This window comes from Actinacidiphila alni (assembly GCF_900112845.1).
GTDB lineage: Bacteria > Actinomycetota > Actinomycetes > Streptomycetales > Streptomycetaceae > Actinacidiphila > Actinacidiphila alni.
In genome coordinates this window covers 290,994-310,941 of sequence record NZ_FONG01000006.1, presented here as the reverse complement: position 1 = coordinate 310,941, position 19,948 = coordinate 290,994, and the positions used below count along the sequence as shown (strand labels likewise).

Genomic DNA, 19,948 nt, shown 5'->3' with positions numbered 1-19,948 from the left:
TTCGGCCGACCGGCAGAGGGCTCCGACGGAAGACGGCGGGCGGACACCCCCTCAAGGGGTCTGTCCGCCCGCCGGCTCGAACTCGTCGCTGATGCGATGTGTCAGCGCTCGTCGTCTCCCGCCGTTGCCGGGGTGTCGGTCAGCCGTCCGGTCTCGTCCTGTATCTCCGAAGCGATCTTCTTGAGCTCCGGCTCGAACTTGCGTCCATGGTGTCCGCAGAAGAGCAGCTCACCACCGCTGATGAGGACAACGCGCAGGTATGCCTGAGCGCCGCAACGGTCGCAGCGGTCTGCCGCTGTCAGCGGACTCGCGGGGGTCAGAACAGTAGTCACGTCGCCTCTTCTCTAGCTCGACGAGCTGTCGTACCAGGGTCAACATCCAACCAGGCCGAAAACGTTCCCGCTCTCGGCTTTTCCTCGAAAACCGACCTCGGAGTGACTGGATGTTACCGATTGGCGGCGAATAGGAGTCAGTTGCGTCAGATGTCGCTTATGGAGCTGTTGTCCGGACTTGCTCCCGGCTGGCTTGCCGGTTGTTGCTGAGGACGTGCCCGGAGCCTAAATGGTTCATGCCTCTTTGGGAACGTGACATGTGTATCACTCGTGCGGGTTATCGAACGCGTGCTCGAAGAGGGCTAGCATGGAGACCGGGGCGAGGGCCGTGATGAGGCCCGGATACCGGGTCGCGGCGCTGTCACCCCTCCCGGCATCGGTACCCTCTCACCGACACGGCTGAAAAAAACTTCAGAACTTTCCTGATCGAGGAGTTGCCCGCGTGACCGCCGAAACATCCGCGCCGACCTCTGCGCTGCTGACGGGTTCAGATCGCGACGGCTCCAGCTACACCGCGCGGCACCTGCTCGTCCTGGAAGGGCTGGAGGCGGTCCGCAAGCGGCCCGGCATGTACATCGGGTCGACGGACAGTCGCGGCCTGATGCACTGCGTGTGGGAGATCATCGACAACTCCGTCGACGAAGCCCTGGGCGGCCACTGCGACCGCATCGAGGTCCTGCTGCACGAGGACGGCTCGGTCGAGGTCAGGGACAACGGCCGGGGCATCCCTGTCGACGTGGAACCCAAGACGGGCCTGTCCGGCGTCGAGGTCGTCATGACCAAGCTGCACGCGGGCGGAAAGTTCGGCGGCGGCTCGTACGCGGCCTCCGGCGGTCTGCACGGCGTCGGCGCGTCCGTGGTGAACGCGCTGTCCGCCCGGCTGGACGTCGAGGTCGACCGCGGCGGCCACACGCACGCCATGAGCTTCCGCCGCGGCGTCCCCGGCATCTTCACCGAGTCCGGCGCCGACGCGCCCTTCGACCCCGCGGGCGGGCTCACCAAGGCCAAGCGGATCCCCAAGACCCGGACCGGCACCCGGGTCCGCTTCTGGGCCGACCGGCAGATCTTCCTCAAGGACGCCAAGCTCTCCCTCGACACCCTGCACCAGCGCGCACGGCAGACCGCCTTCCTGGTGCCCGGCCTGACCATCGCGGTGCGCGACGAGCGTGGCATCGACTCGGACAAGCCCGTCGAGGAGGTCTTCCACTACGACGGCGGCATCAGCGAATTCTGCGACTTCCTCGCCCCCGACAAGCCGATCTGCGACGTCCTGCGGCTGTCCGGCTCCGGCACCTTCAAGGAGACGGTGCCGGTCCTCGACGACCGCGGCCACATGACGCCCACCGAGGTCACCCGCGAGCTGGGCGTCGACATCGCGCTGCGCTGGGGCACCGGCTACGAGACGACGTCCAAGTCGTTCGTGAACATCATCGCCACCCCCAAGGGCGGCACCCATGTGACCGGTTTCGAGCGCTCCGTCACCAAGACGATGAACGAGGTGCTGCGCTCGGCGAAGCTGCTGCGCGTCGCCGAGGACGACATCGTCAAGGACGACGCGATGGAGGGCCTCACGGCGGTCGTCACCGTACGGCTGGCCGAGCCGCAGTTCGAGGGCCAGACCAAGGAGGTGCTCGGCACCTCGGCCGCCAACCGCATCGTGGCCAATGTCGTCGCCAAGGAACTGCGGGAATTCCTGATCTCCACCAAGCGCGACGCCAAGGCGCAGGCCCGCGCCGTGCTGGAGAAGACCGTCGCCGCCGCCAGGACCCGGATCGCGGCCCGGCAGCACAAGGAGGCGCAGCGCAGGAAGACGGCCCTGGAGACGTCCTCCCTGCCGGCCAAGCTCGCCGACTGCCGCAGCGACGACGTGGACCGCAGCGAACTGTTCATCGTCGAGGGCGACTCGGCCCTCGGCACCGCCAAGCTCGCCCGCAACTCCGAGTTCCAGGCCCTGCTGCCGATCCGCGGCAAGATCCTCAACGTCCAGAAGTCGTCCATCTCGGACATGCTCAAGAACGCCGAGTGCGGCGCGATCATCCAGGTGATAGGAGCCGGGTCGGGCCGCACCTTCGACATCGACCAGGCCCGCTACGGCAAGGTCATCTTCCTCGCCGACGCCGATGTCGACGGCGCCCACATCCGCTGCCTCCTGCTCACCCTCTTCCAGCGCTACATGCGCCGGATGGTCGAGCAGGGCCGGGTCTTCTCCGCCGTCCCGCCGCTGCACCGGATCGAGCTGGTCCAGCCCAAGAAGGGCCAGGAGAAGTACCTCTACACCTACTCCGACAACGAGCTGCGCCAGACCCTGCTGGACCTCCAGCGCCGCAACGTCCGCTACAAGGACAGCATCCAGCGCTACAAGGGCCTCGGCGAAATGGACGCCAACCAGCTCGCCGAAACCACCATGGACCCGCGCCACCGCACCCTGCGCCGCATCAACATCAGCGACCTCGAAGCCGCCGAGCTGGCCTTCGACCTCCTGATGGGCAACGAGGTCGCCCCGCGCAAGGAGTTCATCACCAACTCGGCCTCGACGCTGGACCGGGCCAGGATCGACGTCTGAGGTCTGGCGGGTGGAGGTCGGGCGGGGTGGGGTGGGTGGGTCTCCACCTGGGGGTGGAGAGGGAGATTCAACCCGGGGCTTGATCCGCTGACCTGCGGGTTTCCGTAGTTTTGAGGGTGTCGGCAGGGTGCCGATGTCCGAGAACTCGCTACGGAGGGGGCCGCCATGTCCGGTCCGGTCGACGCGGTGGTGATCGTCGCGGTCGTCGCGTGGGTGGTCGTCCGCCAGCTCAGGCCCAGGAAGGTCACGGGCGGCCGGCGGTGGTGGCTGATACCGGCCGTGCTGGTGTTCATGGGGCTGCGGCAGCACGGGCTGATCGATCCCGAGCACCGGCAGGGCGCGATCGGGCTGATGGCCGTGGAGCTGCTGATCGCCGCGGCCATGGGTGTGGCGTGGGCGTGGAGCACGCGGGTCTGGACCGAGAAGGACGGTGCGGTCTGGGTGCAGGGCGGCAAGGCGACGATCGGGGTGTGGGTCGCCGGTGTGGGGGCGAGGGTCGCGTTGTACGGGGTGGGCGCCGCCATGGGGATACACCAGGAGACCGGCTCCTTCATGATCGGTCTCGCGGCGACCCTGCTGATACGCACCGGGGTCCTTGTCTGGCGGGCCCAGAGCGTGGAGCCGTCGTACCGTACCGTTTCATGAGCAGTTGGACGTCCTGGCCCTCGAAAGAGGCGCTGTCCAGGGAGAACCGGCCGATCGTCCGGCAGGGGATCGGCAAGCTCGTACGGCTGCTGATCGTGAGCGGGGCGCTCTGGGCGATCCTGGCCGGCGCCCACCTGAACCGCTGGCAGACGGCTGTCGCCGTCGCGGGTCTGGCGGCGACGGTGGCAGCGGTGTGGGCGTTCTTCCGATTCACGCTGCGGCACCGGATGGGGCCTTCGCTCGCCGTGCTGGTGTCGATGCTCGCCGCCGCGTTTGTGCTCCAGGCGTTCGACCACAGGACGTTCGCGACCGTGGTGTGGTGCACCTGCGCGGTGCTGGCGATGGAACGGCTGCCTCTGGTGGTGGCGGTGCCGGCGAGCGGGACGGCCCTGGTCGCCTACGCATTGCTCGGGACGTCCGACAACTGGCTGGTCACCGTGCTGACGGTGGCGGGGCTGAGCCTCGCGGGGTACATCGTGCGGCTGGACGCGGAGGCCCGGGGGCAGACGCAGCAGCTGCTGGCGCAGGAGCGGGCGGCGCGGGCGGCGGAGGCCGAGTCGGCGGCGCTGGCGGAACGGGCCAGGATCGCGCGGGAGATCCACGATGTGCTGGCGCACAGCCTGTCGGCGCAGACGGTGCATCTGGAGGCGACGCGGCTGCTGATCGAGCGGGGCGCCGAGCAGGATGTGGTGCTGGAACGGGTGATCGCGGCCCGGCGGATGGCACGGGAAGGGCTGGCCGAGACGCGGCAGGCGCTGTCGGCGCTGCGCGGGGACATGTCGCCGGTGGAGGAGTTCCTGCGTGAGCTGGTCGCGTCGGAGGGCGCAGACCTGGATGTGTGCGGGGACGCGCGCTGCCTTCCGGCGGAGGCCGGGCTCGCGGTGCGGCGGGTGGCGCAGGAGGCGATGACCAATGTGCGCAAGCACGCGCCGGGGGCCAGGGTCGCGCTGCGGCTGGAGTACCGGAGCGACGAGGTGGAGCTGGAGTTCCGGGACTTCGGCGGCAGAGCGCCTGTGGACAACTCTCTGGAGGCATCCGGATCGGGCTACGGTCTTCGTGGGATGCGGGAGCGCGCGGAGCTGTTGGGCGGCGCGCTCGATGCCGGACCGGCAGAGGAGGGCTTCGTGGTGCGCTTGCGGGTGCCCGCGTGACGCGGGTGGTGGTCGCGGACGACCAGACGGTCGTGCGCGAAGGGATCGTGATGTTGCTGGGGCTGCTGCCCGGCATCGAGGTGGTGGGTGCGGCGGCGGACGGGGAGGAGGCGGTACGGCTGGTGGGGGACCACCGGCCGGAGGTGGTGCTGATGGATCTGAGGATGCCGCGCTGCGACGGCGTGGAGGCCACACGGCGGATCAGGACGCAGTATCCGGCGACGCAGGTGGTGGTGCTGACGACATACGCGGACGACGACTCGCTCTTTCCGGCGCTGCGGGCCGGGGCGCGGGGATATCTGACCAAGGACGCGGGAGGGGACGAGATCGCGCGGGCGATCGCGGATGTGACGGCCGGGCAGGCGGGACTGTCGCCGGCGGTACAGAGCCGGGTGCTGGACGCGCTGGCCGGGACGGGACCCGAGCGGCGGACGGAAGGGGGAGCAGAGGCGCAGGGGCAGGGCGGCGGACGACCGTCGCAGGACCGTGGAGGGCGGACCGGGGGAGAGGAGAACGGCGGACACAGGAGACTGCCTGACGGGCTGACGGCACGTGAGGCGGAAGTGCTGGCGCTGGTGGCCGACGGGCTCTCCAACACCGAGATCGCGGGGCGGCTGCACGTGAGCATGGCGACGGTGAAGACGCACATCAACAACCTGTTCGCCAAGACCGGGGTACGGGACCGCGCACAGGCGGTCGGATATGCCTACCGGCACGGCATCACCTGATGGGGTGAAGGTTTCTGCTTGTTCGTTCTGGATCTTCCCACTCTGTCCATGATTGGGCGCACCGGCCGCTCGGCCGGTGGAACGAGGAGAGTCCGGTGGACAAGCAGGACGGGGTCGACCCCGGGGCGCTGCGGATGAACGATCCGTGGCAGGACACGGCGGGAGCCGGCCTCTGGATCCCGGATCAGACGGCCCCCGAGGCCGGGCCGGAGCGGACCCGGCCGGAGGGCGCGCCGCGACAGGACCTGGAGACCGGGGCGGTGGACCGGTCGGCGGTGTATCTGGAGGTGCAGGACAGCGCGGCGTTCCAGGAAGTGCGCGCGCGGTACCGGGGCTTCGCCTTCCCGGCGGTGGCGGCGTTCCTGGTCTGGTACCTGCTCTATGTGGTGGCGGCCACCGCGGCACCGGACCTGATGGCGCACCATGTGGCGGGCGACCTGAACGTGGCGATGGTCGCGGGGCTGGCGCAGTTCGCCACCACCTTCCTGCTGACCTGGGCCTACGCGCGGCACGCCCGGCTGCGCCGGGACCGGGCGGCGCTCGATCTGCGGTGGTCGCTGGCGACCAGGACCGGGCAGGAGCGGGTGCGTTGAGCGAGGTCGGGTTCAACGGCGGAAGCCTGAGCGGCGGTTACCTGGCGGATGCGACGGGAGCGGGGGAGCACCAGGGCCTGGCCATCGTCCTGTTCACGCTCTTCGTGTCGGTGACGCTGGCGATCACCGCGTGGGCGGGGCGGCGGCGCAGTTCGTCGGTGGAGTTCTTCGCCGGGGGACGGCTGTTCACCCCGATGGAGAACGGGCTGGCCATCGCCGGCGACTACATGTCGGCGGCGTCCTTCCTCGGCATCTCCGGGCTGATCGCGCTGTTCGGCTACGACGGCCTGCTGTACTCGGTGGGCTTCTTCGTGGCGTGGCTGGTCGTGCTGATGCTGGTCGCCGAACTCGTGCGCAACTGCGGCCGGTACACCCTCGCGGACGTGCTGTCCGCGCGGATGCGCCAGCGGCCGGTACGGATCGCGGCGGGCACCTCGTCCGTGGTGGTCTCCATCCTCTATCTGGTGGCGCAGATGGTGGGCGCGAGCAGCCTGGTGGGACTGCTGCTCGGCGGGCACGGAGCGGCCCGCACCTGGACCGTGATCGGCGTCGGCGCGCTGATGGTGTTCTACGTGTCCTTCGGCGGGATGCGGGCGACGACCTGGATCCAGATCGTCAAGACCGTCCTGCTGATCGGCGGCACCATCACGCTCACCGTGATGGTCCTGGTCCGCTTCCACGGCAATCCGAACAGCCTGCTGCACGCTGCGGCGGCGAACAGCGGGCACGGCGACGCCTTCCTCGGCCCCGGGCTGAAGTACGGCGGCAGTTGGACGTCCAAGCTGGACTTCATCAGCCTCGGCCTCGCCCTGGTGCTGGGCACCGCAGGGCTGCCGCACATCCTGTCGCGCTTCTACACCGTGCCGACGGCACGCTCGGCGCGGCGTTCGGTGGTGTGGGCGATCGGGCTGATCGGGGCCTTCTACCTGATGACGATCGTGCTGGGTTTCGGGGCGGCGGCCGTCGTCGGCTCCGACACCGTGCGCTCGTCGAACGAGGCGGGCAACACCGCGGTGCCGCTGCTGGCCGAGATCCTCGGCGGCGGCGCGGGAACGACGGGCGGCACCGTGCTGTTCGCGGTGGTCGGCGCCGTGGCCTTCGCGACCATCCTGGCCGTCGTCGCGGGGATCACGCTGGCCTCCTCCGCCTCCGTGGCCCACGACCTGTACGCGACCCTGCGCCGCCGCGCGACGGCCGACGCGGCGAAGGAGGAAGGGGAGATGGAGGAGGACGAGGTGCGGGTGGCACGCTTCGCCGCCGTCGGGATCGGCGCCGCGGCCATCGGCATCAGCCTCTTCGCCCAGGACCAGAACATCGCGTTCCTGGTCGGCCTGGCCTTCGCCGTCGCCGCCTCCGCGAATCTGCCGGGCCTGCTCTACTCGCTGTTCTGGCGCCGCTTCACCACCCGCGGCGCGGTCTGGGCGATCTACGGCGGCCTCGTACCGGCCCTGGTGCTCGTGATCTTGTCGCCGGTCTTCTCCGGGCGGCCGGACGCGCTGTTCCCCGGCGTCGACTTCCACCTCTTCCCGCTGGAGAACCCGGGCCTGGTCTCCATCCCGCTGGGCTTCCTCGCAGGCTGGCTCGGCACGGTGCTCTCGCCGGAGGATGCGGACGCGGGGAAGTACGCGGAGACGGAGGTCCGTTCGCTGACCGGCGCCGGGGCCGCGTGAGGAACGCACCGCCACGGCTCAGTCCGTCGCCGCCCAGACATAGCGGTGCTCCGGGCGGCCGGTGTCGCCGTACTTGAGGGTGAGCCGGAGCCGGCCGGCCTGCTCCAGATACTTGAGGTAGCGCTGGGCGGTGGAGCGGCTGAGCCCGGCGCGTTCGGCGACCTCGTGGGCGGACAGCGGCCGGCCCGCCTCGTGCAGGACGCGGCGGATCAGGTCGGCGGTCGGCGCGGAGTGGCCCTTGGGCAGTTCGGCCGAGGCGGCGCCCGCCGTACGCAGCGCGCCGAAGATCCGGTCGACCTGCTCCTGCCCTGCCTCGCCCCGCCCGCCGACGCCGTCCAGGGTGCGGCGCAGCGCCGCATAGCCCTCCAGCTTGGCCCGCAGCCCCGAGAAGCTGAACGGCTTCACCAGATACTGGAGCGCCCCCAGCCGCATCGCCGCCTGCACAGTGGCGACGTCCCGGGCGGCCGTCACCATGATGACGTCCGCGTGGTGCCCCTGCTGCCGCATCCGGCGGACCAGCGTCAGCCCCGTCTCGTCCGGCAGATAGTGGTCGAGCAGCACCAGATCGATCCTGGTGCGCTCCAGTACGGACAGGGCGTGCGCCGCGGTGTGTGCCCGCTCGGTGACCCGGAAGCCCGGCACCTTGCCCACGTACGCGGAGTTGATCTCCGCCACCCGGAAGTCGTCGTCCACCACCAGTACGTCGATCATCGGGCCGCCTCCCCGGCGACCGCGAACACCGGCTCCGGCGCCACCGGTTCCGCGCATGCGGCACCGGGCGCCAGCGCCTCGGGCAGCACCACGGTGAAGACCGCGCCGCCGCCCGCCCGCGCCGTCACGCGGGCCAGGCCCCCGTACCGTTCGGCGAGCCGGCGCACCAGGGCGAGGCCGAGACCGCGACCGCGGTGCGGAGGCCGCTCCTTGGTGGACCAGCCCTCGGTGAAGATCAGTTCGCGCGCGTCGGGCGGCACCCCGGGCCCGGTGTCCGAGACCCGCAGCAGCAGGGTGGTGTCGTCCTCGGCGCGCAGCTCGACCTCGACGAAGGGCGCGGGGACCGTACGGTGGCCGCCGGCGGCGTCCAGCGCGTTGTCGATCAGATTGCCCAGGACGGTCACCACATCGCGCGGGTCCACCACCCGGTCCGGCAGCAGCGTGCCGGGCGCTATCCGCAGCGCCGTACCGCGCTCGGCGGCGATGGCGGTCTTGCCGACCAGCAGCGCGGACACCAGCGGGTCCCGTACCCGGTCGGCGATCTCCTCCGCCGACGCCCGGTGGGTGTCGGCGACCTCCGCGACATAGCCCGCGGCCTCGTCGTGCAGACCCAGCTCCAGCATGCCGAGCAGGGTGTGCAGCCGGTTGGCGTGCTCGTGGTCCTGTGCGCGCAGCGCGTCCAGCAGGCCGTGCGTGGAGTCCAGTTCGCGGCCGAGCAGCTCCAGCTCCGTACGGTCCCGGAGGGTGACCACCGCGCCGCCGTCGCCGGTCGGCATCCGGTTGGCGACCAGCACCCGGCCCCCGCTCACCGTCAGCAGGTCCGCGCCCTCGACCCGCCCCGCCAGCACGTCGGTCGTACGGCTCGGCGGCAGGACGTCGTCCAGCAGGCGCCCCGTGACGTCCTCGGCCGCAGCTTTCTCCCCGCCCGCAGCCGTACCCGTACCCGTACCCGAGTCCGCGTCCGTGCCCTCGGCCAGGCCGAGCAGCCGCTGCGCCTCGTCGTTGACCAGCTGCACCCGCCCGTCCCGGTCCAGCGCGACGACGCCCTCCCGGATGCCGTGCAGCATCGCCTCGCGTTCGTCCAGCAGCGCCGAGATGTCGGCGAAGGCCAGACCATGGGTGGCCCGTTGCAGGCGCCGCGACCCCCACACCGCCGCCAGCACCCCGACGGCGAGCGCGGCACCGGCGTACATCAGCAGGCTCGGTGCCAGCCGCAGCGCCCGGTCGAGGATGCCGTCGTAGGCGATGCCCACCGACACCGCGCCGACGATCCGGTGCGAGGCGTCGTACAGCGGCACCTTGCCGCGCGTGCTGCGCCCCAGCGTGCCGCTGTCGATCTGCATGATCTCCTCGCCGCGGAGCGCCACGCTGGGATCGGTCGAGACGGTCTTGCCGATCTCCTTCGGATCGGTGTGCGACCACCGGATGCCGTGGGTGTCCATCACCACGATGTAGAGGGCGTGGGTCTCCAGCCGGACCCGTTCGGCCTCGGCCTGCACGGGACCGTCCGGCGTCGGCCGCGAGGACACCAGGTCGGCCTCCACCTGCGGATTGAGGGCGACGGTCTGCGCGATCGCCAGCGCCCTGCGCATCGCCTGCTCGTCGAGCTGGTGGCTGAGCGGCGCCAGGAAGAGGCCGGTGGCGAGCGCCGTGACGCCCACGACGCTGGCCAGCTGCATCAGCAGAACCTGCGCCGAGACGCGGCGCGGCCATCCGATCCGCATCGTGGGGCTCCTTCGCCGACGACCCGACTGTCCTGCCTGCCGGACGACGTCCCTGACGGCCCCGTCGTCCCTGTCGTCAACGCAACGTAAACGCTGGACGAGCGGATGGGCAGAGTCCGTTTCGTTTTCGTTGCGCGGGGGCGAGCAAAACGAGCAGAACACCGGCTTGTGCGCAGAAGGCGCCTTGCGCCCACAAGACTGCCGGTGCCCGGCCGGCCGCTCCTAGCCTCCACCGCCATGAGCAGTGACCCGAGCAGTGACCCGAGCGGCGCCCGGCAAAGCGCGCCGCAAAGCGCCCCGAGCCGCGATACGAGCAGCCCCGCCATTGAACTGCGTGGGGCGGGCAAGGCGTTCAGGACCCCGTCCGGCGCCCTGCACACCGCCGTGAGAGATCTGGACCTGACCGTCGGGCGCGGCGAATTCGTCGCGGTCGTCGGGCCGACCGGCTGCGGCAAGTCGACGACGCTGACCCTGGTCAGCGGCCTGGAGGAGCCCACGGAGGGCGAGGTGCTGGTGGCCGGCGAGGCAGTCCGCGGCATCAACCCCGACGTCGGCTTCGTCTTCCAGCAGGACGCCGTCTTCCCCTGGCGGACCGTGCTGTCCAACGTCATGGCCGGCCCGCGCTTCCGCGGCGTCGCCAGGGCCGAGGCCCGCGAGCGGGCCCGCGACTGGCTGGCCCGCGTCGGCCTCACCGCCTTCGCCGACCGCTATCCGCACCAGCTCTCCGGCGGCCAGCGCAAGCGCGTCGCGCTCGCCGCGACCTTCGTCAACGACCCCGACATCCTGCTGATGGACGAGCCCTTCTCGGCGCTCGACGTGCAGACCAGGGCGCTGATGTCCGACGAACTCCTGGACCTGTGGGCCGGTACGGGCTCCTCGGTCGTCTTCGTCACCCACGACCTGGAGGAGTCCATCGCGCTGGCCGACAAGGTCGTGGTGATGACGGCAGGACCCGCGACCGTCAAGGAGGTCTTCACCATCGACCTGCCGCGCCCCCGCAAGGTCGAGGAGGTCCGGCTCCAGCCGCGCTTCGTCGAGATCTACCGCGAGATCTGGTCGTCGCTCGGCGAAGAGGTCCGCATCACCCGTGAAAGGGGCGCAGGACATGCCGCCTGAACTCGTCTCCCCGGCCGTCAGGACCCGCGCCGCCAAGACCGGTGCCGCCGACCGCACCAAGGCCAGGGCCCGCGCCGTACGCCACCGCACGCTGCTGGTGTACGGCAGCCGGCTCGCGGTGCTCGCGCTCGTCCTCGGCCTGTGGGAATGGTTCGCCCGCACCGGGGTCATCGACCCGTTCAACTTCTCCATGCCGTCGAAGATCTGGGACCAGATCAAGCAGTGGACACTGCACGGCACCGCCCAGGGCCCGCTCGGCGAGCAGATCTGGTACACGCTCTACGAGGCCCTGTTCGGCTGGATCATCGGGGTCGTCGCGGGTGTGGTGCTCGGTATCGCGCTCGGCCGCGTACGGTTCCTGGCCGACGTCTTCGGACCGTATGTGAAGGTGCTCAACGCGCTGCCGCGGATCGTGCTGGCGCCGATCTTCCTGATCTGGTTCGGCCTCGGCCCGGCCTCCAAGGTGGCCTCGGCGGTCGTGCTGGTCTTCTTCCCGGTGTTCTTCAACGCCTTCCAGGGCGCCCGCGAGGTCGACCGCAATCTCGTCGCCAACGCGCGGATCCTCGGCGCGAGCAACCGCCGCGTCACCTTCCAGGTGGTGATCCCCGCCGCCACGTCGTGGATCTTCACCAGCCTGCACGTCAGCTTCGGCTTCGCGCTGATCGGCGCGATCGTCGGCGAGTACATCGGCGCCACCAAGGGCATCGGCCTGCTCGTCTCCGCCTCGCAGGGCACCTTCAACGCCGCCGGCGTCTACGCGGCCATGGTGATCCTCGCCGTCGTCGCCCTGGTCGCCGAGGGACTGCTGACCTTCCTGGAGAAGCGGCTCTTCCGCTGGAAGCCGGCCCAGCCCGGCACGAACCGCTGACCCCCGCCTCCCCGTTCCGAAGACCGCCCCCGCGCAAGACCGCCCCCGCGCAAGCCCGCCCCCGCCCCACCTCCTTACAAGGACGTGACCATGCCCACATACGCCAAGCTCCCCGCCTTCGCCCTCGCCGGAGCCCTCGCCCTCACCACCCTCACCGCCTGCGCCGACGACGCCTCCTCCGGCTCCGGTTCCGGCTCGGACAGCGTCGCCGACGCCGGCTCCGCCCCGCCCGCCGCCAAGAACGCCGAGAAGGTCAAGATCATGGTGGGCGGCCTGGACAAGGTCATCTACATGCCCGCGATGCTCACCCAGCGGCTCGGCTACTTCCAGGCCGAGGGCCTGAACGTGACGCTGATGAGCGAACCCGCCGGTGTGCAGGCCACCACCGCGCTGGTCTCCGGCGACGTCCAGGGCGCCGTCGGCTTCTACGACCACACCCTCGACCTCCAGACCAAGCACAAGATGGTCGAGTCCGTGGTGCAGTTCGCGCAGGCGCCGGGCGAGGTCGAGGTGGTCTCCACCAAGGCCGCGGGCGACATCACCTCCGCCAAGGACTTCAAGGGCAAGAAGCTCGGCGTGACCGGCCTCGGCTCCTCCACCGACTTCCTCACCAAATACCTGGCCGTGCACAACGGCCTCAAGGTCAGCGACTTCACCCCGGTCACCGTAGGCGCGGGCCAGACCTTCATCGCCGCGCTCCAGCAGGGCTCCATCCAGGCCGGCATGACCACCGACCCGACCGTCGCGCAGATCCTCGACAAGGGCGCGGGCAAGGTGCTGTACGACATGCGCACCCCCGAAGGCTCGCGGCAGGCGCTCGGCGGCCTCTACCCCTCCTCCAGCCTCTACATGAACACCGACTGGGTGAACGGCCACAAGGAGACCGTGCAGAAGCTGGCCAACGCCTTCGTCAAGACCCTCAAGTGGATGTCCACGCACAGCCCCGAGGAGATCGCCGCCAAGATGCCGGCCGACTACGCGCAGGGCGGGGCGAAGCTCTACGCCGAGTCGATCAAGGCGACGCTGCCGATGTTCACCACCGACGGGGTGATGCCGCCGGACGGACCCGCCACGGTGGAGGCCGTGCTGAAGGCGTTCAACCCCAACCTCCAGCACGCCACGGTGGACCTGGACAAGACCTACACCACCGAGTTCGTGAAGAACGTCAAGTAGTCAAATAGTGCCTAGGACCTGGCAGCGTCCGCGCGGCCCCCGGCCACCCGCTCGATCCCCGTGACCTCCATCCGGCCGGGTGTGCCGAGGGCCGCGCCGCAGCTCTCGGGGCGCGGCGGCAGCCCCGCCACCTGTGTCACGGCCACCCGCCACGCCCGCCCGTCGGTGTGCGCCACCCGCACACTCCAGGAGCCCTCGCCCGCCGCCACCGAATCCACCACGAGGACGGCCGTACGGTCCTCGCCGGTCAGCTCCCGTACGGCCAGGTCGGCGGCCTGTCCCGGCCGGTCCCAGGCGGATCTGCCGCGGCAGCCCTCCAGGACGACCCGTCCGGTACGCGCCGCCTCCAGCACGCCCTTCGCGTGGTGCGCGTCCACCCGGCCGTAGGTGTAGCCGTACGGCAGGACGAGCATGGTCGGTGCGAAACGGTGGCCGCCGAGGTGGGTGATCTCCCAGACCTCGCTGCCGCCGGACGCGGCCAGTTCCGCCGCCAGCGGCCGGCCGCGCACCGCGCAGCACTGGTCCCGCTTGCCGTTCGTGCACACCAGGGCGAGCGGCGCGCCGTCGTACGCCTCGCCGAAACCGGAGTGCGTGCCGGCGCCCAGCGCCGCGAAGTCCAGGCGGACCAGTTCGGCCGGATCCGTGACCTCCGCGGTACGGATCCAGGAGGCGCCGGGCGCGGTGTGCGCCACGTACACCCGGTGCCTGCGCGGTCGGTGCAGGTCGGCGTGCCGGCCGGGCCGGCGGATCAGGGCGACCCGGACGCCGGTGCCCTCGGCGAGCCGTTCCAGCGCGCCGCCGGTCGCCGGGTCCAGCCGGCTCGCCCGCAGCGCCTTCGCGCCCCAGGGTCCCGGCTGCTCGATCAGCAGCCAGGTGGTGGCGGTGGCCGCCGTGGCGGCCACCGGTTCGCCGAGGGCCAGCGAGGCGCTTGTGCAGGTGCTCACACTCACACCGCCGAGCCTATTGCCTCCCGGCCGGGCGGCGAATTCCAGCCACCCGGCCTCCGGAGGGAACGTCCGTTCTGACCCGGCTGGCTATACCGGCCCCGCCACCACGGCCACCGGCTTCGCCAGCGGCACACCGGACCCGTCGCGCCGCGGGTCCTTCGGCGGCAGCTCGGCCGGTGCGCCGGCCGCGGTCGCGGCGCGGGCGGGCGTCGGGCCCGCCCAGGCCAGCGCGAGCCCGGCCTCGCCGCGCAGGAACCGCTGGCAGCGGACACCGCCGGTGGCGCGCCCCTTGCGCGGATACTGCTCGAAGGGTGTCAGCTTGGCCGTGCCCTCGGACGAGTCGTCCAGCGTGCCCTCGGCGCGCGCGACGGTGAACACCACCGCGTCCACCGCCGGATCGACGGCGGTGAAGGAGATCACCTTGGCGCCGTCGGCCACCTTGATGCCCGCCATACCGCCGGCCGGCCGCCCCTGCGGGCGGACCTGCGAGGCCGGATAGCGCAGCAACTGCGCGTCGTCGGTGATGAAGACCAGGTCCTCCTCACCGGTGCGCAGCTCCACCGCGCCGACGACCCGGTCGCCGTCCTTGAGGCCGATGACCTCCAGATCGTCCTTGTTCGGCGGGTAGTCGGGCACCACACGCTTGACCACACCCTGCTCGGTGCCGAGCGCGAGCCCCGGCGAGGACTCGTCGAGCGTGGTCAGGCAGAGCACCCGCTCGCCGTCCTCCAGGGACAGGAATTCCGACAGCGCCGCGCCGCCCGCCAGCGACGGCGCGCCCGCGGTGTCCGGCAGCATCGGCAGATCGATCACGGTCAGCCGCAGCAGCCGCCCGGCCGAGGTCACCGCGCCGATGTCGGCGCGTGCGGTGGTGGGCACCGCGGAGACGATCACGTCGTGCTTGGTGCGTTTGGCACCGCCGTCGGTGAAGTCCTCGCCATTGGTCGTACGGGCCAGCAGGCCGGTCGAGGAGAGCAGCACCCGGCACGGGTCGTCGGCGACCTCCAGCGGCACCGCGGACACCGGCGCGCCCGCCGACTCCAGCAGCACCGTACGCCGCTCCGTGCCGTACTGCTTGGCGACGGCGGCCAGTTCGGACGAGACCAGCTTGCGCAGTTCGGCGTCCGAGTCGAGGATCCGGGTCAGCTCGGCGATCTCCGCGTTCAGCCGGTCGCGCTCGGACTCCAGCTCGATCCGGTCGAAGCGGGTCAGCCGGCGCAGCGGCGTGTCGAGGATGTACTGGGTCTGGACCTCGCTCAGCCCGAAGCGCTCCATCAGGGCGTCCTTGGCCGCCGCCGAATTGTCGCTGGCCCGGATGATCGCGATGACCTCGTCGATGTCGACGAGCGCCACCAGCAGGCCGTCCACCAGGTGCAGCCGGTCGCGGCGCTTGGCACGGCGGAATTCGCTGCGCCGCCGCACCACGTCGAAACGGTGGTCGACATAGACCTGGAGCAGCTCGCGCAGGCCCAGGGTGAGCGGCTGGCCGTCCACCAGGCAGACGTTGTTGATGCCGAAGGAGTCCTCCATCGGCGTCAGCTTGTAGAGCTGTTCCAGCACGGCCTCGGGGTTGAAGCCGTTCTTGATCTCGATGACCAGCCGCAGGCCGTGCTCGCGGTCGGTGAGGTCCTTGACGTCGGCGATGCCCTGCAGCTTCTTCGCGCCGACCATGTCCTTGATCTTGGAGATCACCTTCTCCGGGCCGACGGTGAACGGCAGTTCGGTGACGACCAGGCCCTTGCGGCGCGGCGTCACGTCCTCCACCGACACCGTCGCGCGGATCTTGAAGGTGCCGCGGCCGGTCTCGTACGCGTCCCGGATGCCGGACAGGCCGATGATCCGGCCGCCGGTCGGCAGGTCGGGGCCCGGCACGTGCCGCATCAGCGTGTCGAGATCCGCGTTGGGGTAGCGGATCAGGTGGCGGGCGGCGGAGATCACCTCGACGAGATTGTGCGGCGGCATGTTCGTCGCCATGCCGACCGCGATCCCGGACGCGCCGTTGACCAGCAGATTGGGGTAGGCGGCGGGCAGCACCGCCGGTTCCTGCTCCTGGCCGTCGTAGTTGGGCGCGAAGTCGACGGTGTTCTCGTCGATCGACTCCACCATGAGCTGCGCCGGGCCGGACATCCGGGCCTCGGTGTAGCGCATCGCGGCGGGCATGTCGTCCAGCGAACCGAAGTTGCCGTGCCCGTCGACCAGTGGCAGCCGCTGCGAGAACGGCTGGGCCATCCGCACCATCGCGTCGTAGATCGAGGCGTCCCCGTGCGGGTGAAGCTTGCCCATCACCTCGCCGACCACGCGGGCACACTTCACGAAGCCGCGGTCGGGCCGCAGGCCCATCTCGTTCATCTGGTAGACGATCCGGCGGTGCACCGGCTTCATGCCGTCGCGCGCGTCGGGAAGGGCCCGCGAGTAGATCACCGAATAGGCGTACTCGAGGTAGGAGGCCTGCATCTCGTCCACGACGTCGATGTCGAGGATGCGCTCCTCGAAATCGTCGGGCGGCGGGGTCTTCGCGGTGCGGCGGGCCATCTCGGCGGCTGCTCCTTCATCTGGACGCGGCAACTACTCGTCATCTGGTCGTACGGTCGTGCGGTCGGCCGGGCGGGCCGGTCGGGCGCGGGGGCGACGCCGACCATTGTGGACCGTGCCACCGACATCGCGGACGGTCGGCTCGCTTGCCTAGAGTGGCAGCACTCTACGCAGTAACGCAGCAGCGACCGGAAGGACAGCTTGCCCATGGGTCACACGGCCACGCCGGAGGCACACTCCAGCGGCCCGACAGCCACCGAGCACCGCCTGGCGAACGGCCTGCGGGTGGTGCTCTCCGAGGACCACCTCACTCCGGTCGCGGCCGTCTGCCTCTGGTACGACGTCGGTTCCCGCCACGAGGTCAAGGGCCGCACCGGTCTCGCCCACCTCTTCGAGCACCTCATGTTCCAGGGCTCCGCCAGCGTCAAGGGCAACGGCCACTTCGAACTGGTGCAGGGCGCGGGCGGTTCGCTGAACGGCACCACCAGCTTCGAACGCACCAACTACTTCGAGACGATGCCCGCCCACCAGGTCGAACTGGCCCTGTGGCTGGAGGCCGACCGGATGGGCAGCCTGCTGGTGGCGCTCGACCAGGAGAGCCTGGACAATCAGCGCGACGTGGTGAAGAACGAACGCCGCCAGCGCTACGACAACGTCCCCTACGGCACGGCCTTCGAGCGGCTCACCGCGCTCGCCTACCCCGACGGGCACCCGTACCACCACACGCCGATCGGCTCGATGGCCGACCTGGACGCGGCCTCGCTGGAGGACGCCCGCGCGTTCTTCCGTACGTACTACGCGCCGGGCAACGCGGTGCTGTCCGTGGTCGGCGACATCGACCCCGAGCAGACGCTGGCGTGGATCGAGAAGTACTTCGGCAGTATCCCCGCCCACGACGGCAAGCCCGTTCCGCGTGACGGATCGCTGCCGGACGTGATGGGCGGTCAGCTCCGCGAGGTCGTCGAGGAGGACGTGCCCTCGCGCGCCCTGATGGCCGCCTACCGGCTGCCGGAGGACGGCACCGTGGAGGGCGACGCGGCCGACCTGGCGCTGACCATGCTCGGCGGCGGCGAGTCGTCCCGGCTGCACAACCGGCTGGTACGGCGCGACCGCAGCGCCGTGGCCGCCGGCTTCGGCCTGCTGCGGCTGGCCGGCGCGCCGTCGCTCGGCTGGCTGGACGTCAAGGCGTCCAGCGGGGTCGAACTGGCCGACATCGAGGCCGCGGTGGACGAGGAGCTGGCCCGCTTCGCGCAGGAGGGGCCGAGCCCGGAGGAGATGGAGCGCGCGCAGGCGCAGATCGAGCGCGAGTGGCTGGACCGGCTGGCCACCGTCGGCGGCCGCGCCGACGAGCTGTGCCGTTACGCGGTGCTCTTCGGCGACCCGCAGCTCGCCCTGACCGCGGTCGAGCGGGTGCTGGCCGTCACGCCCGAGCAGGTGCGGGCGGTGGCCGCCGCGCGGCTGCGGCCCGACAACCGCGCGGTGCTGGTGTACGAGCCGACCGGCGGCGACGCGGCCGAGGAAGCCGACGACAGCGCCGGTGATGCCGGGGACAACGACGCTTCGACCGAGCAGGAGGGCGAGCTGTGAGCGAGCAGGCGGCCGTCATGGAATTCCACCCGCAGCCGCAGGCCGGCGAGCCGAAGCCCTGGGCGTTCCCCGCCCCGGAGCGCGGCACGCTCGGCAACGGACTGACGGTGCTCACCAGCCACCGGCCCGGCCAGCAGGTCGTCGCCGTCGAGGTGCTGCTGGACGCGCCCTTGGACGCCGAGCCCGAGGGCCTGGACGGCGTCGGCACCATCATGGCCAGGGCGCTGTCCGAGGGCACCGACAAGCACACCGCCGAGGAGTTCGCGGCCGAGCTGGAGCGCTGCGGCGCCACGCTGGACGCGCACGCCGACCACCCGGGCGTCCGGGTCTCCCTCGAAGTGCCCGTCTCCCGCCTGGACAAGGCGCTCGCGCTGCTCGCCGAGGCGCTGCTCGCCCCGGCCTTCCCCGAGGACGAGGTCAAGCGGCTGGTCGCCAACCGGCTCGACGAGATCCCGCACGAGCTGGCCAACCCCTCCCGGCGGGCCGCCATGGCGCTGTCCAAGGAGCTGTTCGCGCCGGAGCTGCGCTGCTCCCGGCCGCGCCAGGGCACCGAGGAGACCGTACGGCGGATCGACGCGGCGGCCGTCCGCGCCTTCTACCGGGCGCACGTACGCCCCTCCACCTCAACCGTCGTGGTGGTCGGCGACCTCACAGGCGTGGACCTGCCGGCGCTGCTCGGCGACACGCTGGGCGGCTGGACCGGCGCGAAGGCCGAGCCGCGCCCGCGGCCCGCGATCACCTCGGACGACTCCGCGCGCGTGGTCGTCGTGGACCGGCCGGGCGCGGTGCAGACCCAGCTGCTCATCGGCAGGACCGGCGCCGACCGGCACGACCCGGTGTGGGCGGCCCGGGTGATCGGCACCTACTGCCTGGGCGGCACCCTCACCTCGCGCCTGGACCGGGTGCTGCGCGAGGAGAAGGGCTACACCTACGGCGTCCGCGCCTTCGGACAGGTGCTGCTCGGCTCCGCCGACGGTACGGGCGCGGCGCTGCTGGGCATCAGCGGCTCGGTGGCCACCGAGGTCACCGGGCCCGCGCTCGCCGACACCTGGCAGGTGATCAGGACGCTCGGCGAGCAGGGCCTGACCGACGAGGAGCGGGACGTCGCCGTGCAGAATCTGGTCGGCGTGGCGCCGCTGCGCTACGAGACCGCGGCGGCCGTCGCGGCCACGCTGACCGACCAGGTCGAGCAGCAGCTCCCGGACGACTACCAGGCCGACCTCTACGCACGGCTGGCCGAGACCGGCACCGTGGAGGCGACCGCCGCGGTGGTCAACGCCTTCCCGCTGGACCGGCTGGTGGTGATCCTGGTCGGTGACGCGTCCGTGATCGCCGAGCCGGTACGCGAGTTGGGCATCGGCCCGGTGAGCGTCGTCGCCTGACGGCGGGTCGCCGGACGGCTCGCCCCATGGCGGTGCGGACCCGGTCCCGGAACCCCGGCAGCCCTTGCGGCGCCGGGGTTCCGGGCGTTTTCCGGGCCTCTCCCGGCCGTTTCCCGGGCGCATTCGGGGCACTGTGCGTGGCTGTGCGGGGGTGTGCGCGCACGTGTCGGGGAAGTGTGGCGTCCGCAACATATCGGCTGATCTGTTTGGTGGATGAGCGGGCCCG

General features: G+C 71.2%; 16 protein-coding genes. 11 read left to right on the top strand and 5 right to left on the bottom strand.

The annotated features are described in order from the left end of the window. Positions 1–101: 101 nt before the first annotated feature. On the bottom strand, positions 102–332 hold the full coding sequence (locus tag BM076_RS12830) for a DUF7455 domain-containing protein (RefSeq protein ID WP_093713591.1): 231 nt from the start codon (positions 330–332) through the stop codon (positions 102–104). A gap of 442 nt (positions 333–774) precedes the next feature. Between BM076_RS12830 and BM076_RS12825 the strand changes: the two genes are divergently transcribed. From BM076_RS12825 to BM076_RS12800, 6 genes are all read left to right on the top strand, one after another. Continuing rightward, positions 775–2,895, top strand: coding sequence for a DNA gyrase/topoisomerase IV subunit B (locus tag BM076_RS12825; RefSeq protein ID WP_093713590.1), 2,121 nt, complete (start codon positions 775–777; stop codon positions 2,893–2,895). A 165-nt stretch (positions 2,896–3,060) separates the two neighbouring features. Beyond that, positions 3,061–3,540, top strand: a complete 480-nt coding sequence (locus BM076_RS12820) for a DUF1453 family protein (protein WP_093713589.1) — start codon at positions 3,061–3,063, stop codon at positions 3,538–3,540. Next, entirely contained in the window at positions 3,537–4,691 is a 1,155-nt protein-coding gene (locus tag BM076_RS12815) for a sensor histidine kinase (protein WP_093713588.1), read from the top strand. The genes BM076_RS12820 and BM076_RS12815 overlap by 4 nt, the downstream gene beginning before the upstream one ends. A gap of 50 nt (positions 4,692–4,741) precedes the next feature. Next, entirely contained in the window at positions 4,742–5,419 is a 678-nt protein-coding gene (locus BM076_RS12810; RefSeq protein ID WP_245796028.1) for a response regulator, read from the top strand. A gap of 95 nt (positions 5,420–5,514) precedes the next feature. Further along, a complete protein-coding gene (locus BM076_RS12805) occupies positions 5,515–6,012 on the top strand; it encodes a DUF485 domain-containing protein (RefSeq protein ID WP_245796015.1) in 498 nt (165 codons plus the stop codon). Positions 6,013–6,053: 41 nt separating this feature from the next. Continuing rightward, positions 6,054–7,682, top strand: a complete 1,629-nt coding sequence (locus tag BM076_RS12800; protein WP_093713674.1) for a solute symporter family protein — start codon at positions 6,054–6,056, stop codon at positions 7,680–7,682. Positions 7,683–7,700: 18 nt separating this feature from the next. Here BM076_RS12800 and BM076_RS12795 read toward each other — a convergent pair whose 3' ends face one another. After that, on the bottom strand, positions 7,701–8,393 hold the full coding sequence (locus BM076_RS12795; protein WP_093713587.1) for a response regulator: 693 nt from the start codon (positions 8,391–8,393) through the stop codon (positions 7,701–7,703). Beyond that, positions 8,390–10,117 (bottom strand): ATP-binding protein, encoded by a 1,728-nt coding sequence (locus BM076_RS12790; RefSeq protein ID WP_093713586.1) that lies wholly within the window; start codon positions 10,115–10,117, stop codon positions 8,390–8,392. The genes BM076_RS12795 and BM076_RS12790 overlap by 4 nt, the downstream gene beginning before the upstream one ends. 237 nt (positions 10,118–10,354) lie before the next feature. Here BM076_RS12790 and BM076_RS12785 point away from each other — a divergent pair, with 237 nt between their 5' ends. From BM076_RS12785 to BM076_RS12775, 3 genes are all read left to right on the top strand, one after another. Then, positions 10,355–11,233, top strand: a complete 879-nt coding sequence (locus BM076_RS12785) for an ABC transporter ATP-binding protein (protein WP_245796014.1) — start codon at positions 10,355–10,357, stop codon at positions 11,231–11,233. Beyond that, positions 11,223–12,101 carry an ABC transporter permease gene (locus tag BM076_RS12780; protein WP_093713585.1) on the top strand — a complete coding sequence of 293 codons (879 nt, stop codon included), beginning with the start codon at positions 11,223–11,225 and terminating at the stop codon, positions 12,099–12,101. The genes BM076_RS12785 and BM076_RS12780 overlap by 11 nt, the downstream gene beginning before the upstream one ends. Before the next feature lie 90 nt (positions 12,102–12,191). Then, on the top strand, positions 12,192–13,274 hold the full coding sequence (locus BM076_RS12775) for an ABC transporter substrate-binding protein (protein ID WP_093713584.1): 1,083 nt from the start codon (positions 12,192–12,194) through the stop codon (positions 13,272–13,274). An 11-nt stretch (positions 13,275–13,285) separates the two neighbouring features. Here the strand turns inward: BM076_RS12775 and BM076_RS12770 are convergent, their stop codons facing one another. Continuing rightward, on the bottom strand, positions 13,286–14,218 hold the full coding sequence (locus tag BM076_RS12770) for a sucrase ferredoxin (protein ID WP_093713583.1): 933 nt from the start codon (positions 14,216–14,218) through the stop codon (positions 13,286–13,288). A 90-nt stretch (positions 14,219–14,308) separates the two neighbouring features. Next, complete coding sequence (locus BM076_RS12765; RefSeq protein WP_093713582.1) at positions 14,309–16,753, bottom strand: DNA gyrase/topoisomerase IV subunit A; 2,445 nt, start codon at positions 16,751–16,753, stop codon at positions 14,309–14,311. A 207-nt stretch (positions 16,754–16,960) separates the two neighbouring features. Between BM076_RS12765 and BM076_RS12760 the strand changes: the two genes are divergently transcribed. Both BM076_RS12760 and BM076_RS12755 read left to right on the top strand, forming a co-directional pair. After that, positions 16,961–18,340 (top strand): M16 family metallopeptidase, encoded by a 1,380-nt coding sequence (locus tag BM076_RS12760; protein ID WP_093713581.1) that lies wholly within the window; start codon positions 16,961–16,963, stop codon positions 18,338–18,340. Positions 18,341–18,357: 17 nt separating this feature from the next. Beyond that, on the top strand, positions 18,358–19,722 hold the full coding sequence (locus BM076_RS12755; RefSeq protein ID WP_093713672.1) for a M16 family metallopeptidase: 1,365 nt from the start codon (positions 18,358–18,360) through the stop codon (positions 19,720–19,722). Positions 19,723–19,948 lie beyond the last annotated feature (226 nt).